The 21550-nt window shown below is 61.1% G+C and carries 13 protein-coding genes; 4 read left to right on the forward strand and 9 right to left on the reverse strand.

Translation table 11 applies throughout. The features are described from left to right. Nucleotides 1-275: 275 nt before the first annotated feature. From FHS92_RS13830 to kdpF, 6 genes are read right to left on the reverse strand one after another with little or no spacing between them, the layout of a single operon-like run. Nucleotides 276-974 (reverse strand): response regulator, encoded by a 699-nt coding sequence (locus FHS92_RS13830; protein WP_184081333.1) that lies wholly within the window; start codon nucleotides 972-974, stop codon nucleotides 276-278. Beyond that, nucleotides 971-3628: a sensor histidine kinase gene (locus FHS92_RS13835; protein ID WP_184081334.1), complete on the reverse strand. Its 2658-nt coding sequence runs from the start codon at nucleotides 3626-3628 to the stop codon at nucleotides 971-973. The genes FHS92_RS13830 and FHS92_RS13835 overlap by 4 nt, the downstream gene beginning before the upstream one ends. Beyond that, nucleotides 3625-4221 (reverse strand): potassium-transporting ATPase subunit KdpC, encoded by a 597-nt coding sequence (kdpC, locus tag FHS92_RS13840; protein ID WP_184081335.1) that lies wholly within the window; start codon nucleotides 4219-4221, stop codon nucleotides 3625-3627. Before kdpC ends, FHS92_RS13835 begins: the two co-directional genes overlap by 4 nt. A gap of 11 nt (nucleotides 4222-4232) precedes the next feature. After that, complete coding sequence (kdpB, locus tag FHS92_RS13845; RefSeq protein ID WP_184081336.1) at nucleotides 4233-6248, reverse strand: potassium-transporting ATPase subunit KdpB; 2016 nt, start codon at nucleotides 6246-6248, stop codon at nucleotides 4233-4235. Between the two features lie 13 nt (nucleotides 6249-6261). Then, complete coding sequence (gene kdpA / locus FHS92_RS13850) at nucleotides 6262-7965, reverse strand: potassium-transporting ATPase subunit KdpA (RefSeq protein WP_184081337.1); 1704 nt, start codon at nucleotides 7963-7965, stop codon at nucleotides 6262-6264. Between the two features lie 27 nt (nucleotides 7966-7992). Continuing rightward, nucleotides 7993-8082, reverse strand: coding sequence for a K(+)-transporting ATPase subunit F (kdpF, locus tag FHS92_RS13855; protein ID WP_184081338.1), 90 nt, complete (start codon nucleotides 8080-8082; stop codon nucleotides 7993-7995). Between the two features lie 526 nt (nucleotides 8083-8608). Between kdpF and FHS92_RS13860 the strand changes: the two genes are divergently transcribed. Further along, the gene (locus FHS92_RS13860; protein WP_184081339.1) at nucleotides 8609-10492 is read left to right on the forward strand and encodes a potassium transporter Kup; all 1884 of its coding nucleotides are present in this window, start codon (nucleotides 8609-8611) and stop codon (nucleotides 10490-10492) included. Nucleotides 10493-10797: 305 nt separating this feature from the next. On the opposite strand, the gene FHS92_RS13865 is transcribed toward FHS92_RS13860, so the two are convergent. Together FHS92_RS13865 and FHS92_RS13870 are read right to left on the reverse strand one after the other, a co-directional pair. Further along, nucleotides 10798-12174 carry an efflux transporter outer membrane subunit gene (locus FHS92_RS13865; RefSeq protein ID WP_184081340.1) on the reverse strand — a complete coding sequence of 459 codons (1377 nt, stop codon included), beginning with the start codon at nucleotides 12172-12174 and terminating at the stop codon, nucleotides 10798-10800. A 63-nt stretch (nucleotides 12175-12237) separates the two neighbouring features. Then, the gene (locus FHS92_RS13870) at nucleotides 12238-14283 is read right to left on the reverse strand and encodes a hypothetical protein (protein WP_184081341.1); all 2046 of its coding nucleotides are present in this window, start codon (nucleotides 14281-14283) and stop codon (nucleotides 12238-12240) included. Between the two features lie 141 nt (nucleotides 14284-14424). Between FHS92_RS13870 and FHS92_RS13875 the strand changes: the two genes are divergently transcribed. Genes FHS92_RS13875 through FHS92_RS13885 form a run of 3 tightly spaced genes read left to right on the forward strand, consistent with a single transcriptional unit; the run spans nucleotide 14425 to nucleotide 20377 of the window. Continuing rightward, a complete protein-coding gene (locus tag FHS92_RS13875; RefSeq protein ID WP_221231069.1) occupies nucleotides 14425-15573 on the forward strand; it encodes an HlyD family secretion protein in 1149 nt (382 codons plus the stop codon). After that, nucleotides 15570-18257: an ATP-binding cassette domain-containing protein gene (locus FHS92_RS13880; RefSeq protein ID WP_184081343.1), complete on the forward strand. Its 2688-nt coding sequence runs from the start codon at nucleotides 15570-15572 to the stop codon at nucleotides 18255-18257. The genes FHS92_RS13875 and FHS92_RS13880 overlap by 4 nt, the downstream gene beginning before the upstream one ends. Next, nucleotides 18254-20377, forward strand: coding sequence for an ATP-binding cassette domain-containing protein (locus FHS92_RS13885; protein WP_184081344.1), 2124 nt, complete (start codon nucleotides 18254-18256; stop codon nucleotides 20375-20377). The genes FHS92_RS13880 and FHS92_RS13885 overlap by 4 nt, the downstream gene beginning before the upstream one ends. Here the strand turns inward: FHS92_RS13885 and FHS92_RS13890 are convergent. After that, on the reverse strand, nucleotides 20374-21531 hold the full coding sequence (locus tag FHS92_RS13890) for a class I SAM-dependent methyltransferase (protein WP_221231070.1): 1158 nt from the start codon (nucleotides 21529-21531) through the stop codon (nucleotides 20374-20376). The genes FHS92_RS13885 and FHS92_RS13890 overlap by 4 nt on opposite strands. Nucleotides 21532-21550 lie beyond the last annotated feature (19 nt).

The following is a 21550-nucleotide window of genomic DNA, read 5'->3' on the forward strand; positions in this document are numbered from 1 at the left end:
AAAATGGGTTCGCTTCTCAGAGCAGGACCCGATATCACACCCGCTCCTGATTCGGTGTGCAACATATTCAGCTGTGTAAGGTGATAGAGCCAGCTCTACGGGCCGGTGCGGATGACGGAAGCCGCCACCCTTTCAAGCCTGAAACCTGCCCCTCGGAAACCGCCTTCCGTTAGGATAAATTTTCGGGAGCATGCATAGCATCTGCGCTCAGGTAGATGGCGAGCGCCCCAGCGCTGATGTGATAGAACCTGCCCGTTTCTTGCGATTTGCTGCTCCTAACTACTCTGCGATCCGATTTGCATCCTGTAGCCTACGCCAGGCTCATTGCGAAGCAACGCAGGCTGAGATGGATCATCTTCGAGCTTGCGACGAATTCCACGCGCGGCGACACGCAGATATTCTACATCCGTTTCATGGCCTGGACCCCACACCGATTTCAATAAATGTGTGTGGGTGACGACCCGTCCGGCGCTTTTCGCTAGCTCGGCAAGCAAGCCATATTCCTTTGGCGTCAAATGCACCTCGACGCCGCCCTTGCGCACAAGACGTGCAACAAGATCGATCTCAATGTCGCCACAGCTTACTATCGGACTGTCTGTCTCACTGGAAAGTCGGTGTCGCATCGCGGCGCGGATGCGTGCCAGGACTTCCTCGCTGTCGAAAGGCTTTGACACATAATCGTCCGCACCCAAGTCGAGGGCAGCGACCTTCTGTTCGGTGGCGTCGCGCGCCGAAACAACAATGACCGCCGCTCCGGCAGCCTTGATGATCGGAATCAGCTCGAGCCCATCGCGGTCGGGCAAACCAAGATCGAGAAGGACAACTTCGGGCTTGTCGATCTGGATTGCCGAAAGGGTATCGCGCGCCGATCCCGCTTCCACCACCCGGTAATCCGCGCGCGTCAGACTCGCATGAAGAAGGCGCCGGATTGCCGGTTCATCATCGACCACAAGAACTGTCACGGGATTCCTCATTCTTCCGGCAACTCCCTGATGTGTGCTGGCCCGAACCGGATGGAAAATGTTGCACCCTTGGCATCGGGTCTGTTGGCGGCCCCTACGTCCAAACCCATGGCTTCGGCGAAGCCTTTGACGATGGCCAAACCCAGCCCGGTCCCGCCTTTTCGATCGGACCCTTCGACACGCGTGAATGTCTCGAAAATGCGTCGTTCCTGTCCCTCCGGGATTCCAGGGCCTTCATCCTCCACCGACAATGTCAGATCATTGCCGATACGCCGCGCGACAATCCTGATGGAAGCGCCGGGGGCTCCGTATTTGGCAGCGTTTTCGATCAGGTTGATCAGGCAGTGGTGAAACAATTGGGGATCGACCAGCACGAACGGCAGGTCTTCCGGCAAGTCAATCGTTAAGGGGCGATCGCGGAGAACGGCGTTAAGATCTTGCACTGCACTAGCGACGGCATCGGCAAGGTCGACCGGTTCGATGGATTGATGCAGCGCACCTGCTTCGATGCGGACCATATCGAGGAGGTTTGCAACAAACCGATGCAGACGTTCTGCCTCGGACCGCGTTGCCAAGAGCTGGTGCTCTTGCTCCGGCGAGGCGGCCCTGATTTCCTTGAGTGAACCCAGGATGGTGGTCAACGGCGTGCGCAGATCATGGCTGACCGACGACAAAAGAGCATGCCTCAGCCGGTCCCGCTCCTGTACATGGGCCAGACTGGACATTTCTCCCTCCAGCGCGATGCGCCCAAGTGCCAGGCCGGCCTGATCGAGCAGGCTGAGCAACAGCGGCATCTGGTCGGACCTGATCGGAGGGCGGGCATCGGATCGCGCAAGACCGAACACCGCAAGTACCTTGCCTGCGGATCCCACCGGATAGAAAAGCCATTCCGACGCTGTCAAAGTGTCGGAACCGCGCCCTGCGGGTTTGTTGTTGTCTAACGTCCAGCGGGCCGCCGCATCGTCGAGCATTTCGAGCGTGTTACCGGGCGGTGATGATGCCCGCACACTGAGACTGTCCTGGTCGGGAATGAGGAGAATGGTGTTGCCTTCCAGCAACCGACCGATCTCGACGCAGAGCACATTGGCCAGTTCATCCGTCGAACTGATGCCGGTCAGTTGGCGTGCAAAGCCTGCGAGCGAACTGTTCTGGGCTGAGCTGGCCTGCGCCAGCAGGGCTTGTTCTCGCACCCGCGCCGTTAACTGGCTCCCGACGATCGCTACTCCCAGCAGGACTAGAACGGTGATGATGTTCTGCGGATCTTCGATCGTGAAGGTGTGGGTCGGCGGAATGAAAAAGAAGTTGTAAGCCAGCGACGAAGCCAGACCTGTCACAATCCCGGTGCGCAGGCCGAACCGTGTCGCCGCGACCATCACGGGTATAAGAAACAACAGTCCGATATTTGCAATGTTACCGCGCGCGAAGATAGCCATGCCAAGGACCGTGATCAGTGCGGTCAAACCCAGCGACACGACGTAACCACCCACGCTTCCCCAAGGGTTCGTCTGCGCTTCACGGCGCGAAGATGCTCGTGAAGACTGCGCTTCCAGGGGCACCACATGGACAGCAAGACCTGGCGTTTCGCGCACAAGCCGATCCACAATGGATCCGTGGCGTAGCTCAAACCAACGCGAACGCATCGATTTGCCCACAATGAGCTGAGTCGCGCGGGCGTCAGCGGCAAATCGTTTGAGGCCGTTCAGCACGGATTCAGCAGGAACGGTCGCCACGTTTGCGCCAAGCTGGGCAGCGAGGTGCATTGTTTCGGCAAGTTGCGTGTTCTCGGCATTGTCGAACACACTGCTGCGCGGCGTTTCGATATGGACAGTGGTCCAAGGAGCGCGCAAGGCATCCGCCAAGCGCTTGGCCGCGCGAACCAGTTCGATCGCGCCCGGTTGCTCGCTGATGGCGACCACGAGCCGGTCACCAACCGCCCATATGCCGTCCACCGCGTTCGCGCGCATATAGTCAAGCATCTGTGCATCGACCGCCTGTGCCGCTCGGCGCAGCGCCAGCTCCCGCAGTGCTGACAGGTTCGATTTGGAAAAGAAGTGCCCGAGTGCTCGTGAAGCCTCATCGGGAACATAGACCTTGCCTTCTCGCAGGCGTTCAATCAGTTCGTCTGGCAGAATGTCGACAACTTCAAGGTCTGCATTCTCGATCACCCGGTCCGGTAGGGTCTCCCGCACCCGCACTTGCGTGAACGATGCAACCAAGTCGTTCAGGCTTTCCAGATGCTGAATGTTGAGTGTGGAATAGACATCGATGCCGGCTTCCAGCAGCTCCTCCACATCCTGGTAGCGTTTGTCGTGGCGGCTACCAGCCGCATTGGTGTGGGCCAGTTCATCAACCAGAACCAAGCCTGGCTTTCGCGCGAGGATCGCGTCGATGTCCATTTCCTCCAGCGCATGGCCCTGATATTGTATCAGCTTGCGGGGAATAATTTCGAATCCGTGAACCTTTGCCTCGGTCTCACGGCGACCGTGCGTTTCGACGACTCCGATGACAACGTCGATGCCGGCATCGCGGCGTGCCGCGCCATCTGTGAGCATCTCGAAAGTCTTGCCGACACCCGGCGCCGCCCCAAGGAAAACCTTGAGGCGGCCCTTGCCCTCCCGGGCGGCAGCTCTGAGCAGAGCGTCAGGGTCGGGGCGTTGATCGTTCATCGCGCAGCATTTGCGCGCGCCGGGGCCTGTCTGTCGAGAGCAAGGTTGAGTTCGAGGACATTGACGCGGGGTTCACCGATGAAACCGAGAATAACCCCTTCCGTGTAATCCGCAACGAGCCGCCGCACCGCCGCCTCGTTCAACCCGCGCGCCTGAGCCACACGTGCTGCCTGGAAATAGGCCGCTTGGGGGGTGACATGAGGGTCCAGTCCGGAGGCGGAGGTTGTCACCAGGTCCGGTGGAACGATGACCGCTGGTGAGGACTTGAGCGCGGCGGTATCGGCCGTGACACGATTGACGAGAACCTGGCTTGTTGGCCCGAGGTTCGACCCTCCCGATGCCGCAGCGTCGTATCCCTTGCCCGCCGCTGAAGGACGCGGATGGAAATATCGCTCGCCCGTGAAGCCCTGACCGATGAGCGCAGAGCCGATAACATGGCCGTCTCGCTTGATCAGGCTGCCGTTGGCCTGTCGCGGGAACAGCATTTGGGACATGCCGGTCAAAGTCAGTGGATAGACAACGCCCAACAGGAGCGCAAAGAGCGCCGTCAGGACCAGCGCAGGACGCAGAGCGGAGAAAATATCTTTGGTCATTTTTTCATTCCTCAGGCGAGGTTGAGTCCGGCGACCGCAAGGTCGATGAGCTTTATGCCTATGAACGGCGCGACAAGGCCGCCCAGGCCATAGACCGCCAGATTGCGTGCGAGCAGCGGCCCAGCCCCCATCGGCTTGTACGCCACGCCCTTGAGGGCCAACGGCACCAGCGCGGGGATAATCAGCGCATTGAAGATGATCGCCGACAGGATCGCGCTTTCGGGCGACGCCAACTTCATCACATTGAGTATACCGAGTTCCGGATAAAGCACGACGAACATGGCCGGAATGATGGCGAAATACTTGGCCACGTCGTTCGCCACCGAAAAAGTGGTGAGCGCACCGCGCGTCATCAGCAATTGCTTGCCCAAGCCCACGATCTCGATGAGCTTGGTCGGATCGCTGTCGAGATCGACCATGTTGCCCGCCTCACGCGCAGCCTGCGTGCCGGTGTTCATCGCGACACCGACATCCGCCTGAGCCAAGGCTGGGGCGTCGTTCGTGCCGTCGCCACACATCGCGACCAGCTTCCCGCCCTGCTGCTCCTTGCGGATCAGCGCCAACTTGTCCTCAGGCGTCGCCTCGGCAAGGAAATCATCGACGCCCGCTTCGGCCGCGATCGAGGCTGCTGTTAGCGGATTATCGCCGGTGATCATGACTGTGCGGATCCCCATGCGACGCAGTTCGGTGAAGCGTTCGCGGACACCGGCCTTGATCACATCCTTCAGCGCAATAACACCTAGCAATCTTCCGTCCTGCGCCACGGCGAGCGGGGTCTGCCCAGAGCGGGCTATCTCCTCGGAAATCCGGCGCAGTTCTGAAGCGGCGGAGCTCGATGCGGCTTCGGGATTGGCCTTCAGGACAGCATCTACCGCCCCCTTCTGGACAAGGCCTGCCTCGGTCCTGACACCCGAGATCCGGGTCTGAGCGGTGAACGGGATGATTTCGGCATTCGTGGGAAGCTCACGCAAAGTGATGCCGAACTTCTCGCGGGCAAGTACGACGATAGAACGCCCTTCGGGCGTCTCATCTGCCAGACTGGCAAGCAGTGCGGCTTGCGCCAGAGTGCCCACCTGCATGCCGCCGACAGGACGAAATTCACTCGCTTGCCTGTCGCCGATGGTGATCGTCCCAGTTTTGTCCAGCAGGAGCACATCGACATCGCCGGCAGCCTCAACGGCGCGGCCCGACTTGGCCAGCACGTTGAAGCGCACCAGCCGGTCCATCCCCGCAATACCGATTGCCGAGAGCAACGCCGCGATGGTCGTCGGAATGAGCGTGATGAGCAGCGCCGCCAGGATGGCGACAGGGATTTGGCCGCCCGCATAGGTGGCAAAGGCGGGAATGGTGGACACCGCGATCAGGAAGATAATGGTGAGGCCGACTAACAGGATCGTAAGCGCGATCTCGTTCGGTGTTTTCTGACGTTCCGCGCCTTCGACCAGCGCGATCATCCGGTCCAGAAATCCTTGCCCCGGTTCCTGCGTTACGCGAACCAGGATCGAGTCCGAGATGACCCGCGTGCCCGCTGTAACCGCCGACCGGTCGCCGCCCGCCTCGCGGATCACGGGCGCGGATTCGCCAGTAATCGCGGCTTCGTTGACCGAGGCGACACCCTCGATCACCTCGCCATCGGCCGGAATGATATCGCCGGTATCGACCCGAACGTGATCTCCCCGCTTGAGCTGTGCTGCGGGCACGGTCCGCCCGTCCGGAAGCCGCGCCACGAGATCGGACTTGGTAGCCCGCAAAGAAGCCGCTTGGGCCCGGCCACGCCCCTCGGCCAGCGCTTCGGCAAAAGTGCCGAACAACACGGTCAGCCACAGCCAGAGGATAAGCTGGGCCTGGAAACCAATGGGCAGCGGCTCATTGCCGATGACCAGAAGTACTGTCAGCAAGAGCGAGACAACTGCCGTCGTGAAGAGCACGGGGTTCTTCAACAGCTGACGCGGACCAAGCTTGCGAAAGGCATCGCCCATCGCGGGAATCACCAACTTGGCTGAGAACATGGAAGAGGGAGCGGTCATGATTTTTGTCCCGTCAGAACAGTTGGCCGGAGGTCATCGCGAGATGATCAGCTATCGGACCAAGCGCGAGGCTGGGGAGGAAGGTGAGCCCGCCAACGATCAGGATGATCCCGATCAGGAGGCCTACCCACAAGGGACCCGTCGTCGGGAATGAACCGGCGGTTTCGGGGGTGTACTTCTTGGCCGCCAGGCTTCCGGCTATGGCGAGCGCGGGAACGATCATGAAGAAGCGCCCAATCCACATCGCAACCGATAAAAGGCCGTTATAGAAGGGTGTTCCAGCGGTGAGGCCAGCAAAAGCCGAGCCATTGTTCCCGGTGCCGGAGGAGAAGGCATATATCATCTCAGTGAACCCGTGCGGTCCCTTGTTGAGCGGTCCGGCCAGCCCGGCGGGAAGAACTGCGCTGACTGCCGTAAAGCCCAGGATGCACAGCGGCAGGACTGCAATGGCGAGGACAGCCAACTTGACCTCCTTCGCCTCGATCTTCTTGCCGACATATTCGGGCGTCCGACCGACCATCAGCCCGGCGATGAACACGGCCAACAGCGCGAACAGCAGGAAGCCATAGATACCTGCACCGACGCCGCCGACCACGACTTCGCCGAGTTGGATATTGAACAGCGGGATCATACCGCCCAGCGCCGTGAAGCTGTCATGCATGGCGTTGACCGCACCGCACGAGGCGGCCGTCGTCACGACCGAGAACAGGGCGCTGGCGGCGATGCCGAAGCGGACTTCCTTGCCTTCCATGTTTCCGCCCGCGACGCCAAGGTTATGAAGGACGGGATTGCCCACCGCTTCCTGCCAATAGGTCACGCCAGCGCCGGCGAGGAACAGAACCATCATTGCTGCGAGGATTGCCCAGCCCTGACGGGTATTGCCTACTGCCTTGCCGAAGCACCAGGTGAGGCCTGAACCGATCGCAAAGATTGACAGCATCTGGACAAGGTTGGTGAGCGCCGTAGGATTCTCGAAGGGATGGGCAGAGTTGGCGTTGAGGAAGCCGCCGCCATTGGTGCCGAGCATCTTGATCGCCTCCTGGCTGGCGATCGGACCCATGATGATGGTCTGCTTGACGCCCTCAAGCGTCGTTGCATCGACGCTGGAGGCCAAAGTCTGAGGCACTCCACTGGCGACGAGGAACAGCGTATAAACGATGCAGATCGGCAGCAGCAGATAGAGCGTGACGCGGGTGCAATCGGCCCAGAAATTGCCGATGGTCCCGACCTCGCGCCGGGCAAAGCCGCGGAACAGGGCAAAGGCGATGGCAATGCCGGTCGCGGCCGAGAGGAAATTGTGGATGGTGAGGCCGAACATCTGGCTGAAATTCGACAGCGCGACCTCGCCTGAATACCACTGCCAGTTGGTGTTGGTTGTGAAACTGACCGCCGTATTCAGTGCACCGTCGCTACCCAGGCCAGGAAGCTCCCGGGGGTTGAGCGGCAAGACGGCCTGCAACCGGAGCACGGCATAAGTGAACAGCGCCAGCACCAACTGGAACAGCAGCATGTGCAAGGCATAGGCGCGCCAGCTTTGTTCATCCTCTGGATTGATCCCCGCAAGGCGGTAAAATCCGCGTTCGACCGGGCCGAGCACCCGGTGAAGTGGTGTGCTTCGCCCTTCGTACAGCGCAAAAAGCCAAATGCCCATAGGCCTCGCGAGCGCCAAGACAAGCGCGGTGAATACAAGGATCAGCGTCCATCCCTGGGGGGTCATGGCATATTCCTTTGAAAAGTGCTGGCCTCAGAACCGCTCGGGCCGAATGAGAACGGCAACAAGATAGACAAGCAGGCCGACAGCCGTGAGGCCGGCCAACAGAAGCGAGAGGCTCATCGGTGCCTCCTCAGGCTTTTTCACACAGGCGTACGAACGCCAGCGTAATGAGAAAAAGCCCCGCCAAAACGGCAAGCCAGGTGACGTCAGTCATAGAGATCCCTTCCTCGGGAAATAGGCGCTGTGCTCAGGGATGGGGACGTGGCGGAACAGGCCGGACCCCACGAAAGTCAGCGAAAGGCCGCATGTCAGCGAAAGGACAACCGCGAAACACACTGCAAATTCACTGCGTGTGGCCTGATGGAGTGATGGCGTGGCGATCAGGCTGTGCGCCCACAAAGCCGCACGATAGCAGGTGCCGAGTGAGGCCAATCCGCCGAGACGAAGCGCGACTTCAGTCGTCCACCCGTGTTCCCCTTTGCGTAGCCGATCGAAAGTTCCAGACATTGAACTGTTCCCGCATTGCAGATGCGGTCACTCATGTGGACCTTCAGGGCGTTAAGGTTCTACGGGGAATTTGGCTCTGGGCATAAAGATTCCATAAAGCTCGTGGTGATTTCGCGCGCGGGTGTTTAGGCCCGCAATCATGAGCGAAGCAGAGGGGCAGCATGCCCATAATGAGAGCCTTACGGCGCTGGCCATCGGCGCCATCGGCGTAGTTTTTGGCGATATCGGCACTTCGCCACTCTATGCTTTGAAGGAGAGCTTCATCGGCCATCATCCGCTGGCCGTGGACCGGGCTCATATCTTTGGCGTGTTGTCGCTGATCTTCTGGACGATGATGCTGATCGTCACGCTTAAATATGTATTTGTCATCCTGCGCGCGGACAACAAGGGGGAAGGCGGCAGCCTGGCCTTGCTGGCGTTGATCGGCCGCAGGCTTGGCCAAAACCGTTGGAGTCCGGTCATTGCCATGCTGGGTGTGATTGCTACCGCCCTGTTCTATGGCGATGCGATCATCACTCCGGCCATTTCGGTCCTGTCGGCGGTCGAAGGACTGACTGTCGTCAATGAAGGGTTTGCCCGCTGGGTGCTGCCGCTTTCGATCGGCATCCTTGTCGGGCTCTTCGCAATCCAGTCGCGCGGCACGGCCGCCGTGGGCAAATTGTTCGGCCCGGTAATCATTGTCTATTTCCTCGTTTTGGCGGTGTTGGGGATCGTCAACATCGCCCAGGCACCCCAAGTGCTTTGGGCGTTGAGTCCGCATTATGCGCTGGAGTTCTTTCTGATCGATCCGGGGCTGGCCTTCCTGGCGCTTGGCTCAGTCGTCCTTGCTGTGACCGGCGCCGAGGCTCTTTACGCCGACATGGGGCACTTCGGGCGCAAGGCGATCATGATCTCCTGGATCTATGTGGCCTTCCCGTGCCTGATCATCAATTACCTTGGCCAGTCGGCACTTCTGCTGGTCAATCCCGCCGCAGTTGAGAACCCATTCTTTCTCATGGCTCCCGAGTGGGCGCGACTGCCGCTGGTTGTGCTGGCCACGATGGCGACTATCATCGCCAGCCAGGCGGTCATCTCGGGTGCCTATTCGGTATCGCAGCAGGCCGTGCAACTTGGGTTTCTGCCCCGCCTCAAGATCCTTCACACCAGTGCAAAGGCGGCAGGCCAGATCTATGTCCCCCTTGTCAATTGGGCTCTGCTGGGGCTCGTCATCATGCTGGTGATAGGCTTCAGGAGTTCGAGCAATCTCGCCGCAGCCTATGGCATTGCGGTCACGGGTACGATGTTCATCACGGCCTGCATGCTGGGCATCCTGACCTTTGCGGTCTGGAAATGGCATCCGCTGATGGCGACGCTGGTGACTGGGGCGTTCCTCATCGTCGATGGTCTCTATTTCGCTTCAAATGTGACGAAGATCCCGGACGGAGGCTGGTTCCCACTGCTGGTTGCTGCCGTGGCCTTCACTCTGCTCACGACCTGGGCCACAGGCCGCCGCCTCATGCGCGAACGCCTCCACGAAGATTCCATGCCCATTGATTTGTTCCTGAAATCGGTCGGGGAAAAGGTAAAACGTGTGTCGGGCAGCTCGGTCTTTCTGGCATCGACTATTGAGGGTATTCCTCCGGCGTTGCTGCATAACCTGAAGCACAACCATATCCTGCACGAGCGTGTTGCGATCCTGACAGTCTTGACCGAAGGTGTGCCGCATGTGGCATCCAAAGACCGTCGCGATGTCGAAGAACTGGGCTATGGCTTCTATCGCATCGTGCTCCATTATGGGTTTATGGACGAGGTCAACATACCGGCTGAACTGGCAAATGAAGAACGGGCGGGCGGGCCGTTCCTGGCAATGGATACCAGCTATTTCCTGTCCCGGCAGACGCTAATCGCTTCCAATCGTCCAGGCATGGCCATCTGGCGTGAGCAGCTCTTTGCATGGATGGTTCGCAACGCTGAAAGTGCAATGGAGTTCTTCAAATTACCAACAAACCGGGTGATCGAGCTGGGAAGCCAAGTTGAAATTTGAAAGACGAAAGCGAGTCTGCAGCAAGTGGCGCAGCAGGTGTACGCCGTCGCGATCAGACAGCTTGTAGGCATTCTCTCTCGACCCGGCGTGCTTCACCGCATTTGCGATGAGTCCCGTCCTGCGTTTCTAGACTTGTGGCATTGATGGACCTCCGAACCTTCGTTTGGAGCACGGTCCATCATCTGTACCATCAATGGACCTGGATGCAGATTAACATTTGAGCGAACTACCTAGGTGACGCGGCACGACGAACCTGCACATTCCAACTTCGATGGGGTTTTGAGCGGTGATCGCGCCGTTGGGCGCTACCACGCCCCGCCAAGAGCAGCTATCAAGCTCAAGCTCGCCGACAGATGCTCTCGCCGGGCGATCAGAGCCTCAACGCGACTGGTCGAGAGTGCCAGCTCAGCATCGAGAACTCCTGCTCGGCCAAGTGTACCGTTGGCAGACCGGTTTGCAGCATACGCAAGGTTCGTTTCACTCACGGCAAGCTTTTCGGTCGCAAGGTTCACGGCGCTCCGTTTCAGGGCGACCTCGCCCAGCCCGTCGTTAACTTCGCGGAGAGCGAGCAGAACCCGCTCATGATACTGGGAGGCGGCAAGATCCAGCTCGGCTCGCCTGTCTGCCACCTCCGCTTTGCGGCGGCCGCCATCGAATATCGGCAATGAAAAGAGGGCGCCCAGTCCAAAATTGCGCGCACTCGACGCCAAGATTTCGACAAGCTTAGCCGATGCGCCACCGCCCGAAGCCGTGAGGTTCAGCGTCGGAAGCCAGCTTTGTTTTGCTGCGTGGAAGCGCTGGTCCGACGCCTTAAAGCGAGCGATAGCCTCCGCGATATCGGGGCGCCGCGTGAGAACCGAGCTGGGGAGACCAGCCGGAATCGCGGGGGCTGAAGGCAGGTCGGCAACTGCTATAGTGGGTGTTTGGGTTTCACCCAGCAAGAAAGAAAGATAGCCAAATTCGGCTGCGCGTCGTTCTGCGAGGGATGCACCCACCTGGCGAGCCTCTGAAAGGTCTAATATTGCCTTGTCGTGGACGAGCTTTCCGACCAAGCCCAATTCGGCTCGCCTGCCGACGATGTCAGCCGCCTCTCCAAGAAGAGTAATCGTCTTGTCCGCTTCGCCGCATGCTCGCTGAAGATAGAGAACATCGAAATAGGCGCGCGCCGTCTCGACCTCCATCAGAAGATGTGCGTCGCGCAACAGCGCCTCGGCCGCGACGGCGTCGAAGCGCTCGGCTTTGCGTTCTCCCGCAACGCGGCCAAGCAGGTCCGCTTCCCAGGAGATGGTTGCGCGGTCGGTGAAGAGATTGCCGCTGCCTCCTGCCTCATTGATCAAAGGTCCGCTGGCATAATTGGCGCTGGCTACCAGATCAATCTGCGGCATCTGACTGGCCGTTCCTAGCCGGGCCTTAGCCCTCGCGCCTGCGAGGCGGGCACTTGCCTGGGCAATGGTCGTATTGTTGGCATGGACGCGCGTGATCAGCGCATCGAGTTGCGTGTCGTTGAACACGTGCCACCAGCCAGCGGCGGGTGTCGGCGCAGTTACACTTTGAGATTGGCTATCGAACTGCGCAGGAATAGCGATATCCGGCAGTTTCGTCTCGCGCCCATTCGCCGCGTTGGTCGCCAACGACGCACCCATGAGCGCGAGCCGGACAATTCTTTTTCCTATACTGTTCATCGCTTCCTAAAACGCGAAAAGTGGCCGGATGTAAGCCCGGCCACTTCTACTCGCGATCCTGGATTAGTAGCCAGCGCAGCGGGTATAGACGACCTTGCCGCCGCCACCGCCGCCGCCGCCGCCGCCAGAACTCGTCTTGCCGTTCTGGTTTTGTGACGATGTCGACGTGTCAATTGCACTGCTATCAGCGCCGCCTTGTCCGGCGCGAAGGTTGGTCTTGATCTTCATATGCGTTCCTTTGCGATTAGGTGTTTTGAGCACCGTTATATTCACCGGCTTGATCTCCGGCGAATTGGGGGTCGGGGCGGAGTTGGGCCGCTCCCTGATTTCTATCGTCTCGGCATCGACATGGATTTCCACCCCGAACAAACGGGCTAATTCGTCGGGGAGGAAAGGCACGGTGCGAACGTCCTCGCCCATCAGCACGTTGTGGAGATTGAGGTGCCGGAGAGTCAGCCGGTGCGAAGGTGCTGGTCGATGTAGCAGTGCCGCGGTATCGCGCTGGATACGTTCGGCAAGCGCCACGATCCGCTGGCCGCGCGCAAGAAAGCCCATCACGATTGCTGCAAAATTCTCGGCGATCTTCCCGCCGCCGTAGCCAAGGTGCGCCGCAACCGCCGCGGCCAGCACATCTTGTGCCCTTCCACCGCAAACGCTGGCGTCAGGCGCCAGCATCGCGGACAATGACTCCGGAGGCGCGCTTCTGCTGACAGCCGCATGACAGCGCGCGAACATATCATCATAAACCGCCTCCCGGTGCGCGCGCCACTCTTCATTGGCGAGAAAAGAGCGGTGGTTCAGCGCAGCGAAATGCGCTTCGAACCGTTGGGCGATCTCCCGCGCGCGCGAACCACCTGCATCCTCCTTGCCCCCCAGCGAGAGATGCAGATGTTCGTAGGCGCGGGTCATCGCGGGCCACAGCGAGAATACCGCGCCATAAGCCTGGAGACCGAGCATCGCGTAATCGATGGCCGGCTCGATGAGGTTCAAAACAGGGGCCAGTTCCGCGTCGAGATTAGCATCGAACCCCCCGCGTGGGGCGGCGCCATCCAACAAGACGGCCAGCATGTCCTCGATCATGAAACGCGGACCTGCACAGACGCCGTGATCGGAATGGAAGGAATAGTTGCGATCCGCGTAGTCGAGTATTTCAGCGGGCGTGATGGGGACGTCCGGCAGCATCATCTTTTCGTACAGCGGCAGAAATAGCATCTGGTGCATCACCATCCGCAGCCCGTCGGTGACGCGAAACAGGTTCGAGAGCGCGGGATGCAGATCGCCGTTGGCGACGGGAGCATCGCACCTCAGCATCATGTAGGATGGAAGGGCAAGGGCGCAGACCGCGAGCCGTTCGACGTCGCCTACGGTCCACCCGCTTTGGGCCTGCGGGAAACGCACGAGATAGCGCGCCCGCATCTGGGCTGCGAGCGCCATGATCTGCCGCCAATGTACGCGCATGGCGCGCAGGGCGGTGACGTTCATCGGCTTGTCGGCCTGATAACGATTGCCCGCATAAGGGCATCCGCGCCAGTCGGTCGCGATATTAAGCCGCGCGGAGGCTGGAAAGACATTGGCTTCACCGACCTGCCTGCCATCGCGATCCAGGAAAACATGACCGGTGCGGAAGATTGGCACGACCAGCTCGAGGTAGGCGGGGTCGAGCGCGGTTCCGGTGAGGTGCGCCATGAGTGAGTCCGCGTCGATCCAGCTGCGCGGTCGAGTCATCGGGGCAGTCGGCAGCGGAGACGGCATCACCTTGTTGTCGTGCCGGTCCTCCCGCATCTCGCCCCGGGCAAGCCGGATAATCCCCTCCTCCAGCAGCGCCTCAAGCATTGCGCTTGCCTTTGGCCAACCGACATTGCCCCAGTCGGCCGCATCCCCCGCGAGGAACGGGGCAGTGCGAATCAGTTCCTGGGCGAAGGCAAATTCTTCGGGATCATCGAACGTCACTTCCTTCGTGCCGACGTAAAGGGTCAGTAGCGGCGCGCCATCGGACTGGTGAGACTTTTGCAGCAGCGCGGAACGCGCGTCAGGCATGACGAGCGGCGTCGAATGATCGATCCCCGCTAACCCCGCCTGGCCTTCTTCCACCACAATGGGACAAGCCATGTTCACACTTGCTCTCCGCAAACCCTGATGACCAAACGGCTTCCGGGGGTCGCTTATTCCCAGGCAGGAAAATTATTTTGGCCGGGAATAATCGCGCCCGTCCCACCGTTGATGCTCCGCGCGAAGACTGCGAGAGGGACAATGGGGGTAGCGTTTTCGAGAACCACGGGTGCGCTCGCGGGTGACACGGGAAAGGGTGCGCTGCTCGTCATCGGCACAACCTCCCTGCTCACGATCCTGTGGTTTGCCTGGTTCGCCTTTGGCAGCGTCGCGGTGTACGAAAGCTCGCGCTTTGCCCATGTCGAAGTTACTTCGGCATCGCGCGGAGTTTCTGCCCAGAGCGGCGGTCGACTGATCGCTACTGGATTATATATCGGCAGGCGCGTCCGCGCCGGTGAAGTACTTGCCGAGCTAGAATCGGAAATTCAGAAGCTGCGCCTGGCGCAAGCGGAAGCCCGGCTCGCAGCCTTGCCGACGCGTGTCGATAGCCTGCGCAGGCAGCTTTCGGGCGCGCAACAAGCCGAGACCGCTGGAGGGCGTGCGCATTCGGCCGCCGTCTCGGCCGCCCATGCTCGCGCCGAAGGCGCGCTGGCGAGCGCCGAGTTCGACAAGGCCATGGCGCGCAGGCAACGGCTCGACAGCGAGAGCGGCGGCGCGGCTCCGGCGGATGCCGAGCGCGGCGAAACGCAGGCCCGGAACGCAAAGGCGATCAGCGACGCGATGCGGCATGACGAAAGCCGAATTTCCGGAGAAGCCGATACGCAGCGGCTTGCGCTTGCGGGGGAGAGTGCGCGTCTCACGGCTGCACTGCGCATGGCTGAGGGAGAGATGGCCGCTGCCCAGGCAGAAGTGGCGCAGTTGCGATACGAGCTGGACAATCGCAAAATCCGCTCTCCGATTGATGGCGTGATCGGCGATGTCGCGGTGCTCAAACTTGGCGATATGGTCGCAGGTGGCGTCAGGCTGGCGACCGTTGTCCCGGACGAGAACCTCCACATTGTGGCGTCTTTCGATGCCGCGCGAGGCTTGGGCCGTCTCAGCAGAGGCCAACAGGGGAGACTGCGCCTCGACGGCTTTTCCTGGACGCAATATGGAGATTTCGCTGCGCAGGTGCAGAGAGTTGCCGGAGAGAGTGAAGGCAATTTGCTTCGGGTTGAACTCACTTTGAAGCCAGGTTCTGGCAATCAGCCACCGTTGCGCCACGGAATGTCTGGCACGGTCGATGTGGCGATTGAGCGTGTTTCACCAGCCATCCTGCTGCTACGCGCCATAGGCCAATTTCTGCGATGAGCTTTCACTGGCTCACACGCCGCCAGCGCCCGCTGCTGGCGCCCGAAGTAGTGCAGACTTCATCGATGGATTGCGGCCCGGCGGCGCTCAAATGCCTGCTGGAAGGACACGGCGTTCCGGTGAGCTATGGGCGGCTGCGCGAGGCCTGCCAGACGAGCGTCGATGGCACGTCGATCGACACAATCGAGGACATCGCGGTGCAGCTCGGGCTGCGGGCCGAACAGGTTCTCATTCCCCGGGATTTTATCGGCATCGACGACGCGCAGAGTTTTCCCGCACTTGTGGTCGTGCGCCATGCCGACAATTTCACCCATTTCGTGGTGGTCTGGGCGCGGCATGGCAACTGGTTGCAGATCATGGACCCTGCGGTGGGTCGTCGCTGGATTTCGCTGCGCCGGTTTGAGGAGCAGATGTTTGCGCACGAGCAGAGCGTCGAGGCGAACGACTGGCGGGCGTGGTGCGACACCGAAGACTTTCTCGGGCCAATGCGCCAGCGGCTCGCTGCTCTCGGATTAAGCCAGGCGGCCGCGCAAGCGCTTATTTCACAGGCTGCTGCTGACAAGGGCTGGTTCGCCTTCGGAGCGCTCGATGCTTCGGTTCGGCTGTGCGCTGCGCTGGTTGCTGCCGGAGGGCTTTCCAGAGGAGCAGAGTCTATGCGGCTGGCAACAGCCCTGTTCCGTGATACCATCTCCAGCAGCCAGGACATATTGGCGATCATCCCGCGCGACTATTGGTCCGCCTTTCCCGATATTACCAATACCGACGCGGCGCGTGAAATGCTTCTGATCAGCGGCAGCGTCGTCCTCAAGACGGCTGGAGCCCAGACACCGGCCGCCGCTCCTCAGTCCGATAAGCTCCCGCCGGAACTCGCCGCGGCACTTGTCGAAGAGGCGCCCAATCCTCTCCGTCAGTTCTGGTTGATGCTGCGCGACGAGGGAGGGTTTCGACCATGGCTGCTGGCTGGCGTGGTAGCGATACAGGCGTTTGCATTGTTGGCGGAGGCGTTGCTATTTCGCGGGCTGCTGGAAATCACGGGCGAGCTTGTGCAGCCGATCCAGCGCTATGCGGCGCTTGCTGGCATCGTGTCGCTCGCGACGCTGGCGGGCTTGCTCGATATCGGACTCGCGACGCTCGCCATCAGACAGGGGCGGCACCTCGAAGTGCGCTTGCGGCAGGCAATTTTCGCCAAGCTACCGCGATTGAAGGACCGTTATTTCCAGAGCCGCCCGATCACCGACATGGCGGACCGCAATCACAATATTCATGCCATAAGAGCGGTGCCGTCTCTCGTCGTCCAAGGCATGCAGGCGATCGGTGAACTGGTGCTCACCTACATTGGGATACTCGTTATCGCGCCTGCCAGTTTCGGCTGGGCGAGCGCCGTTCTGGTCGCGGCAATGACCATCCCGCTGCTGACGCAGCCTGTACTGAACGAGCGGGATCTGAGGGTGCGCAATCACGGCGGCGCGTTGCATGGTTTTTACCTCGACGCCTTGCTCGGCCTAGCCCCCATCCGCGCGCATCGTTCGCAGGCGGCCGTTTCGCGACAACATGAGAGCCTGCTGGTCGAGTGGGCCATCGCGATGCGCGGCCTGATGCGCTGGTCGCTAGCGGCTAACGGGCTGCAGGCGCTGCTCTGCACGGCGTTGGTCGGCGCATTGCTCCTTAGCCATTTCTCAGGCGAAACAGCGGTGCGCGGCAGCGACCTTTTGCTCATCTTCTGGGCGCTCAAGCTTCCCGGAGCCGCCGAGCGGTTCTCTGGTATCGGGCGGGCCTATCCCGCCATGCGCAATGTGCTCCTACGCCAGATGGAGCCACTCGGCGCGCCGGAAGAAGAAAGCGTGTCGCGCGAAAGGCCGATGCACGCTGCCGGAGGCGCCGCTCAGATTGAAATCGTTGGCGGCAAGGTCGTGGCAGGCGGACATGATATACTGCGCGACATCAACCTTACTATTCAACCCGGTGAGCATGTCGCCATTGTTGGCAAATCAGGCGCGGGGAAAAGCTCGTTGCTGGGTCTGCTGCTCGGCTGGCACCGGCTAGAAGAGGGGCATCTGCTGGTCGATGGCCGTGGCCTTGATGGTCCCGCGCTTACCCAACTCAGGCTCGACACCGCCTGGGTCGATCCGCAGGTGCAGCTCTGGAACCGCAGTCTCCTTGATAATCTGACCTACGCGGTGGACGAGCGTGATCACGCGCAGGTGCGCGCGCTGATCGAAACTTCAGGGCTGCTCGGCGTGTCGAGCCGACTTGGACAAGGGCTGCAGACGCCGCTGGGTGAAGGCGGCGGGCTGTTATCTGGCGGTGAGGGACAGCGGGTGCGGCTGGGCCGGGCGCTGCTTTCAAACCGGTCGCGGCTGGCGCTGCTCGATGAGCCGTTCCGCGGGCTGGACCGCGATCAACGCCGGGCGCTGCTCAAGGCCGCGCGGGAATGGTGGCAGGGAACCACACTGCTGTGCGTAACGCACGACATTGAAGAAACGATGGAATTCGAGCGCGTGCTGGTCATCGAGGATGGCAGGATAGTTGAAGATGGCGCCCCCAAAGCTCTCGCGGCCGAAGAAACCCGCTATCAAGGGTTGCGGGAGGCCGAGGCATCCGTGCTCAAGGATATGTGGGGTGCCGGGAACTGGAGGCGCTGGACCGTATCCGATGGCCGTGTCGCCGAGGCATTGCCAACATGACATCGCGGGCCCTCACGGAGATATGGTGGCCGATTGACAGGCTCGGCGATGCGGTGGAGTGGATGAGCGTAAGCGCCGGATCGCAAAGCCCGCCTCGCGATGCCACAGCGCATGTGGATTGGCCTGAAGTGCCGGAAGGCCGCGAGGCGACGTGGCTCGTGTGGGTGGGCCAGCAGCTTGGGGTCGAAGCTCTGCCCGTCACTGTCAGTATCAGGGACCTGGCCACTCTGCTTGGTCATGGCGGGCCAGCGATATTATTGGCAAATCTGCGCGGCCAGCGCGGCTTTCTCGCCCTGTTGGGTGCGCGACGCGGCGATCCGCTGTTTCTCAGGCCCGACCGCAGTCGCCTCCGCTTCCGTCGGAGCGAGGCGATGCGGCTGCTAGCCGGGGGGCACGAAGCGGCGGTGCGCCCGGAAGTTGAGCGTGTGCTCGATATCGCGGAAATCTCACCGCGCAGACGCCAGCGCGTGGCCGACGCGATGGTGACGGAGCGGATCGCGAGCGAAGAGATTGATGGCATTTACCTGCTGCGGTTACCCGCGTCCGCCAGCTTCGCGCGCCAACTCTGGAACGCAGGCATACCGATGCGCTTGGCGCAGTTCGTTGGCCTGTTCATTCTCCTGTATGGCGCGGAGATATGGGGCTGGAGCCTGATCGGCGGCAGCACTTTATCAGGCCGGCTCGATTGGGGCTGGCTGCTCGCCTGGCTGCTGCTTCTCTTCAGCATGTTGCCCCTGCGATTGCTTGCTGGATGGAACGAGGCCACATTCGCGATGGACACCGGGCGCATGATAAAATCGCGACTGTTGTCGGGCGCGCTGAGGTTGCCCGCCGATGCGGTGAAGCGCAGCGGCGTGGGGCAGCTCATCGGGCAGGTGATGGAATCACAGGCGCTCGAAGGGCTCGCACTAGGCGGCGGCTTTGCCATTCTTGTCGGAGCGATCGAGCTTGGTTTTGCCGCATGGGTGCTAAATGAGGGCGCGGCCCCCGGCGCCCACCTCCTATTGCTAGGCATTTTAGTGGTTCTTACTGCGGTTTTTGGCTGGCGGTTTCATCAACGTATCATCGCCTGGACCACCCAGCGTCTCGGCATGACGCATTATCTCATTGAGGCGATGGTCGGTCACCGCACCCGTCTGGCGCAGGACCGTGCAGCCCGGCGCGAGGCGAACGAGGATGGCCAGCTTTCCACCTATTTCGCTTGCTCGACAGCAATGGACCGCAGCACACTGCAACTGGGCGCTGGCCTGCTCACCGCATGGTCGACAGCATCCTTGCTGGCCCTTGCACCCGCGCTTGGCGTTGCCGCAGGCCCATCTCCTGTACATCTCGCGATTAGCGTCGGCGGCATCATGATAGCCCAACGCGCGCTAGGCGGAATGGCCGCGGGCTTGGCGAGCCTGTCGCGTGCCGGGTATGCCTGGAACAGGATTGCGACGATCTTTCATGCGGGCTTGGGGCCGACAAGCGGCGGCATTCTATCAGTCGGCAATGCGCACGGGAACCGTTCCGACCCAGTGATCGAGGCACGAGGCTTGCATTATGCCTATGATCGGCGCGGCGGCGCTGTGATTGCCGGCGCCAGCGTCACCGTCGCGCGCGGAGATCGCATCCTGATCGAAGGGCCATCGGGTGGCGGCAAATCGACCCTTGCCGGGCTGCTAACCGGTCTGAAGCGGCCGGACGGCGGTCTGTTGCTTTTGAACGGGTTGGACCGTCCCACAATCGGTGACGACTGGCATAGCCATGTGACGGCCGCGCCGCAGTTCCATGAGAATCACATTCTGTCCGGTACGCTTGCCTTCAATCTGCTGATGGGCCGGCAATGGCCTGCTTCAGAAGCCGACCTCGCGGAGGCGGAAAGCCTGTGCGAAGAACTGGGACTCGGCGATTTGTTGCGCCGGATGCCCGGTGGCATCCATCAGCGCGTGGGCGAGACCGGGTGGCAGTTGTCCCATGGCGAGCGCAGCCGCATCTTCCTTGCCCGCGCCTTGTTACAGCAGGCGGACGTGACCATCCTGGACGAGAGCTTTGCCTCGCTCGATCCCGCGACAATGCAGCAGTGCCTCGCGACTGCACTGGATAAAGCCGAGACGCTTATAGTGATCGCACACCCCTAAGGAAAAGCGATTTCCTTCATGTCGCGCCGCCAAGTGTTGGCGTCAAAGCGGGCGGCGCCGCGCTTGAAATGCAGCAATCCCCACTCCTGCACGCCTATAAGTTGATCGGGCGTTGCCGCGTCACAGCGGGCTTTCAAATCCCGCCAGAAGCGATCCTTTTCCTCGCCCAGAACCGCGATGTGACGCTCCGACAGGAAAGCGCGCGCAAAGCCCTCGCCGATGGGGCGCTGCTGGCGAAACAGTTCGATCCGCGCACCTGCTATTCTGTCTACATCGCGACGCGCATGCGTAGGATCGTGCCGTGCAACATTGGGGGTGTCTAGCGCCTCAAACAGCAGCGAGAGGCGACGGTAGAGCGCCAGTACCTCGTCTGAAAAAGCGCCGCTTTGCTTGTCACCCAGAGGTGTTCTGTCGCCCAATATGTAACTCAGCGGATGCTCCTCCGGCAGGGTTAGAGCGCCATGCACCACGAAGAAACTGCCACCCTGCGCCAGAACCCGGCACACGCCCTTGCACAGCGCTACGTCGTCGAGCCAATGGATGGCTTGGGAAATGGTGATGGCGTCATAGTCTCCATCATGATGCGGAAGGTGATTGCAATTTTCGTTGAGGGCATTGAGGTTCAGGCCTCGCCGTCGCGCTTCCTGCTTTGCCGCCGCCACGAACCCGCGCGACAATTCCATACTCGTGACCCGCGGCGACGTGGCCGCCAGTTCCAGCGCGAGGCTTCCCGGTCCGGAGGCGAGATCGAGCACCCGCGTTTCTCGCCCTGCCTGTGCCAGCGCGACAATGCGGTTGGCCACCGCCTTCGGGAAAGGGCGGTGTTCCAGATAGGCTCGGGCCATCTGGCGGCCGTAGCGCGACACTTCGCCTTGTGCCTCGATCAGCACTCCGGCCTCGATCATATCGGCAATAGTGCGGAAGATACGTCGCCTTTCCGCTGCTGAATTGGCAGGGAGCATGAGGCGCATCAGTGCTTCTGCAACATCACTCTCCAGCGCGCCGCCACGCCGACCAAAAAGACCGAACAGCAGCCGTTCCCGATCCGACAGCCAGAACTGCGCATAAGGTTCGACCTCTCCCATGACAAAAGAGCGGCCGTCGACCGACTGATGAAGCGAAAAATTGGGAGAAAGGCGTAGCTTGCGATTCATGCGGGCTCTGGAGGTGGCG

It is taken from the genome of Sphingobium subterraneum, from assembly GCF_014199435.1.
Lineage (GTDB): Bacteria > Pseudomonadota > Alphaproteobacteria > Sphingomonadales > Sphingomonadaceae > Sphingobium > Sphingobium subterraneum.

Coding starts and splice junctions, on each gene's coding strand:
- kdpF (WP_184081338.1), bottom strand. CDS start 8,082: ATGAGCCTCTCGCTTCTGTTGGCCGGCCTCACGGCTGTCGGCCTGCTT.
- FHS92_RS13890 (WP_221231070.1), bottom strand. CDS start 21,531: ATGAATCGCAAGCTACGCCTTTCTCCCAATTTTTCGCTTCATCAGTCG.
- FHS92_RS13885 (WP_184081344.1), top strand. CDS start 18,254: ATGACATCGCGGGCCCTCACGGAGATATGGTGGCCGATTGACAGGCTC.
- FHS92_RS13870 (WP_184081341.1), bottom strand. CDS start 14,283: ATGGCTTGTCCCATTGTGGTGGAAGAAGGCCAGGCGGGGTTAGCGGGG.
- kdpA (WP_184081337.1), bottom strand. CDS start 7,965: ATGACCCCCCAGGGATGGACGCTGATCCTTGTATTCACCGCGCTTGTC.
- kdpB (WP_184081336.1), bottom strand. CDS start 6,248: ATGACCGCTCCCTCTTCCATGTTCTCAGCCAAGTTGGTGATTCCCGCG.
- FHS92_RS13860 (WP_184081339.1), top strand. CDS start 8,609: ATGAGCGAAGCAGAGGGGCAGCATGCCCATAATGAGAGCCTTACGGCG.
- FHS92_RS13830 (WP_184081333.1), bottom strand. CDS start 974: ATGAGGAATCCCGTGACAGTTCTTGTGGTCGATGATGAACCGGCAATC.
- FHS92_RS13880 (WP_184081343.1), top strand. CDS start 15,570: ATGAGCTTTCACTGGCTCACACGCCGCCAGCGCCCGCTGCTGGCGCCC.
- FHS92_RS13865 (WP_184081340.1), bottom strand. CDS start 12,174: ATGAACAGTATAGGAAAAAGAATTGTCCGGCTCGCGCTCATGGGTGCG.
- FHS92_RS13875 (WP_221231069.1), top strand. CDS start 14,425: ATGGGGGTAGCGTTTTCGAGAACCACGGGTGCGCTCGCGGGTGACACG.
- kdpC (WP_184081335.1), bottom strand. CDS start 4,221: ATGACCAAAGATATTTTCTCCGCTCTGCGTCCTGCGCTGGTCCTGACG.
- FHS92_RS13835 (WP_184081334.1), bottom strand. CDS start 3,628: ATGAACGATCAACGCCCCGACCCTGACGCTCTGCTCAGAGCTGCCGCC.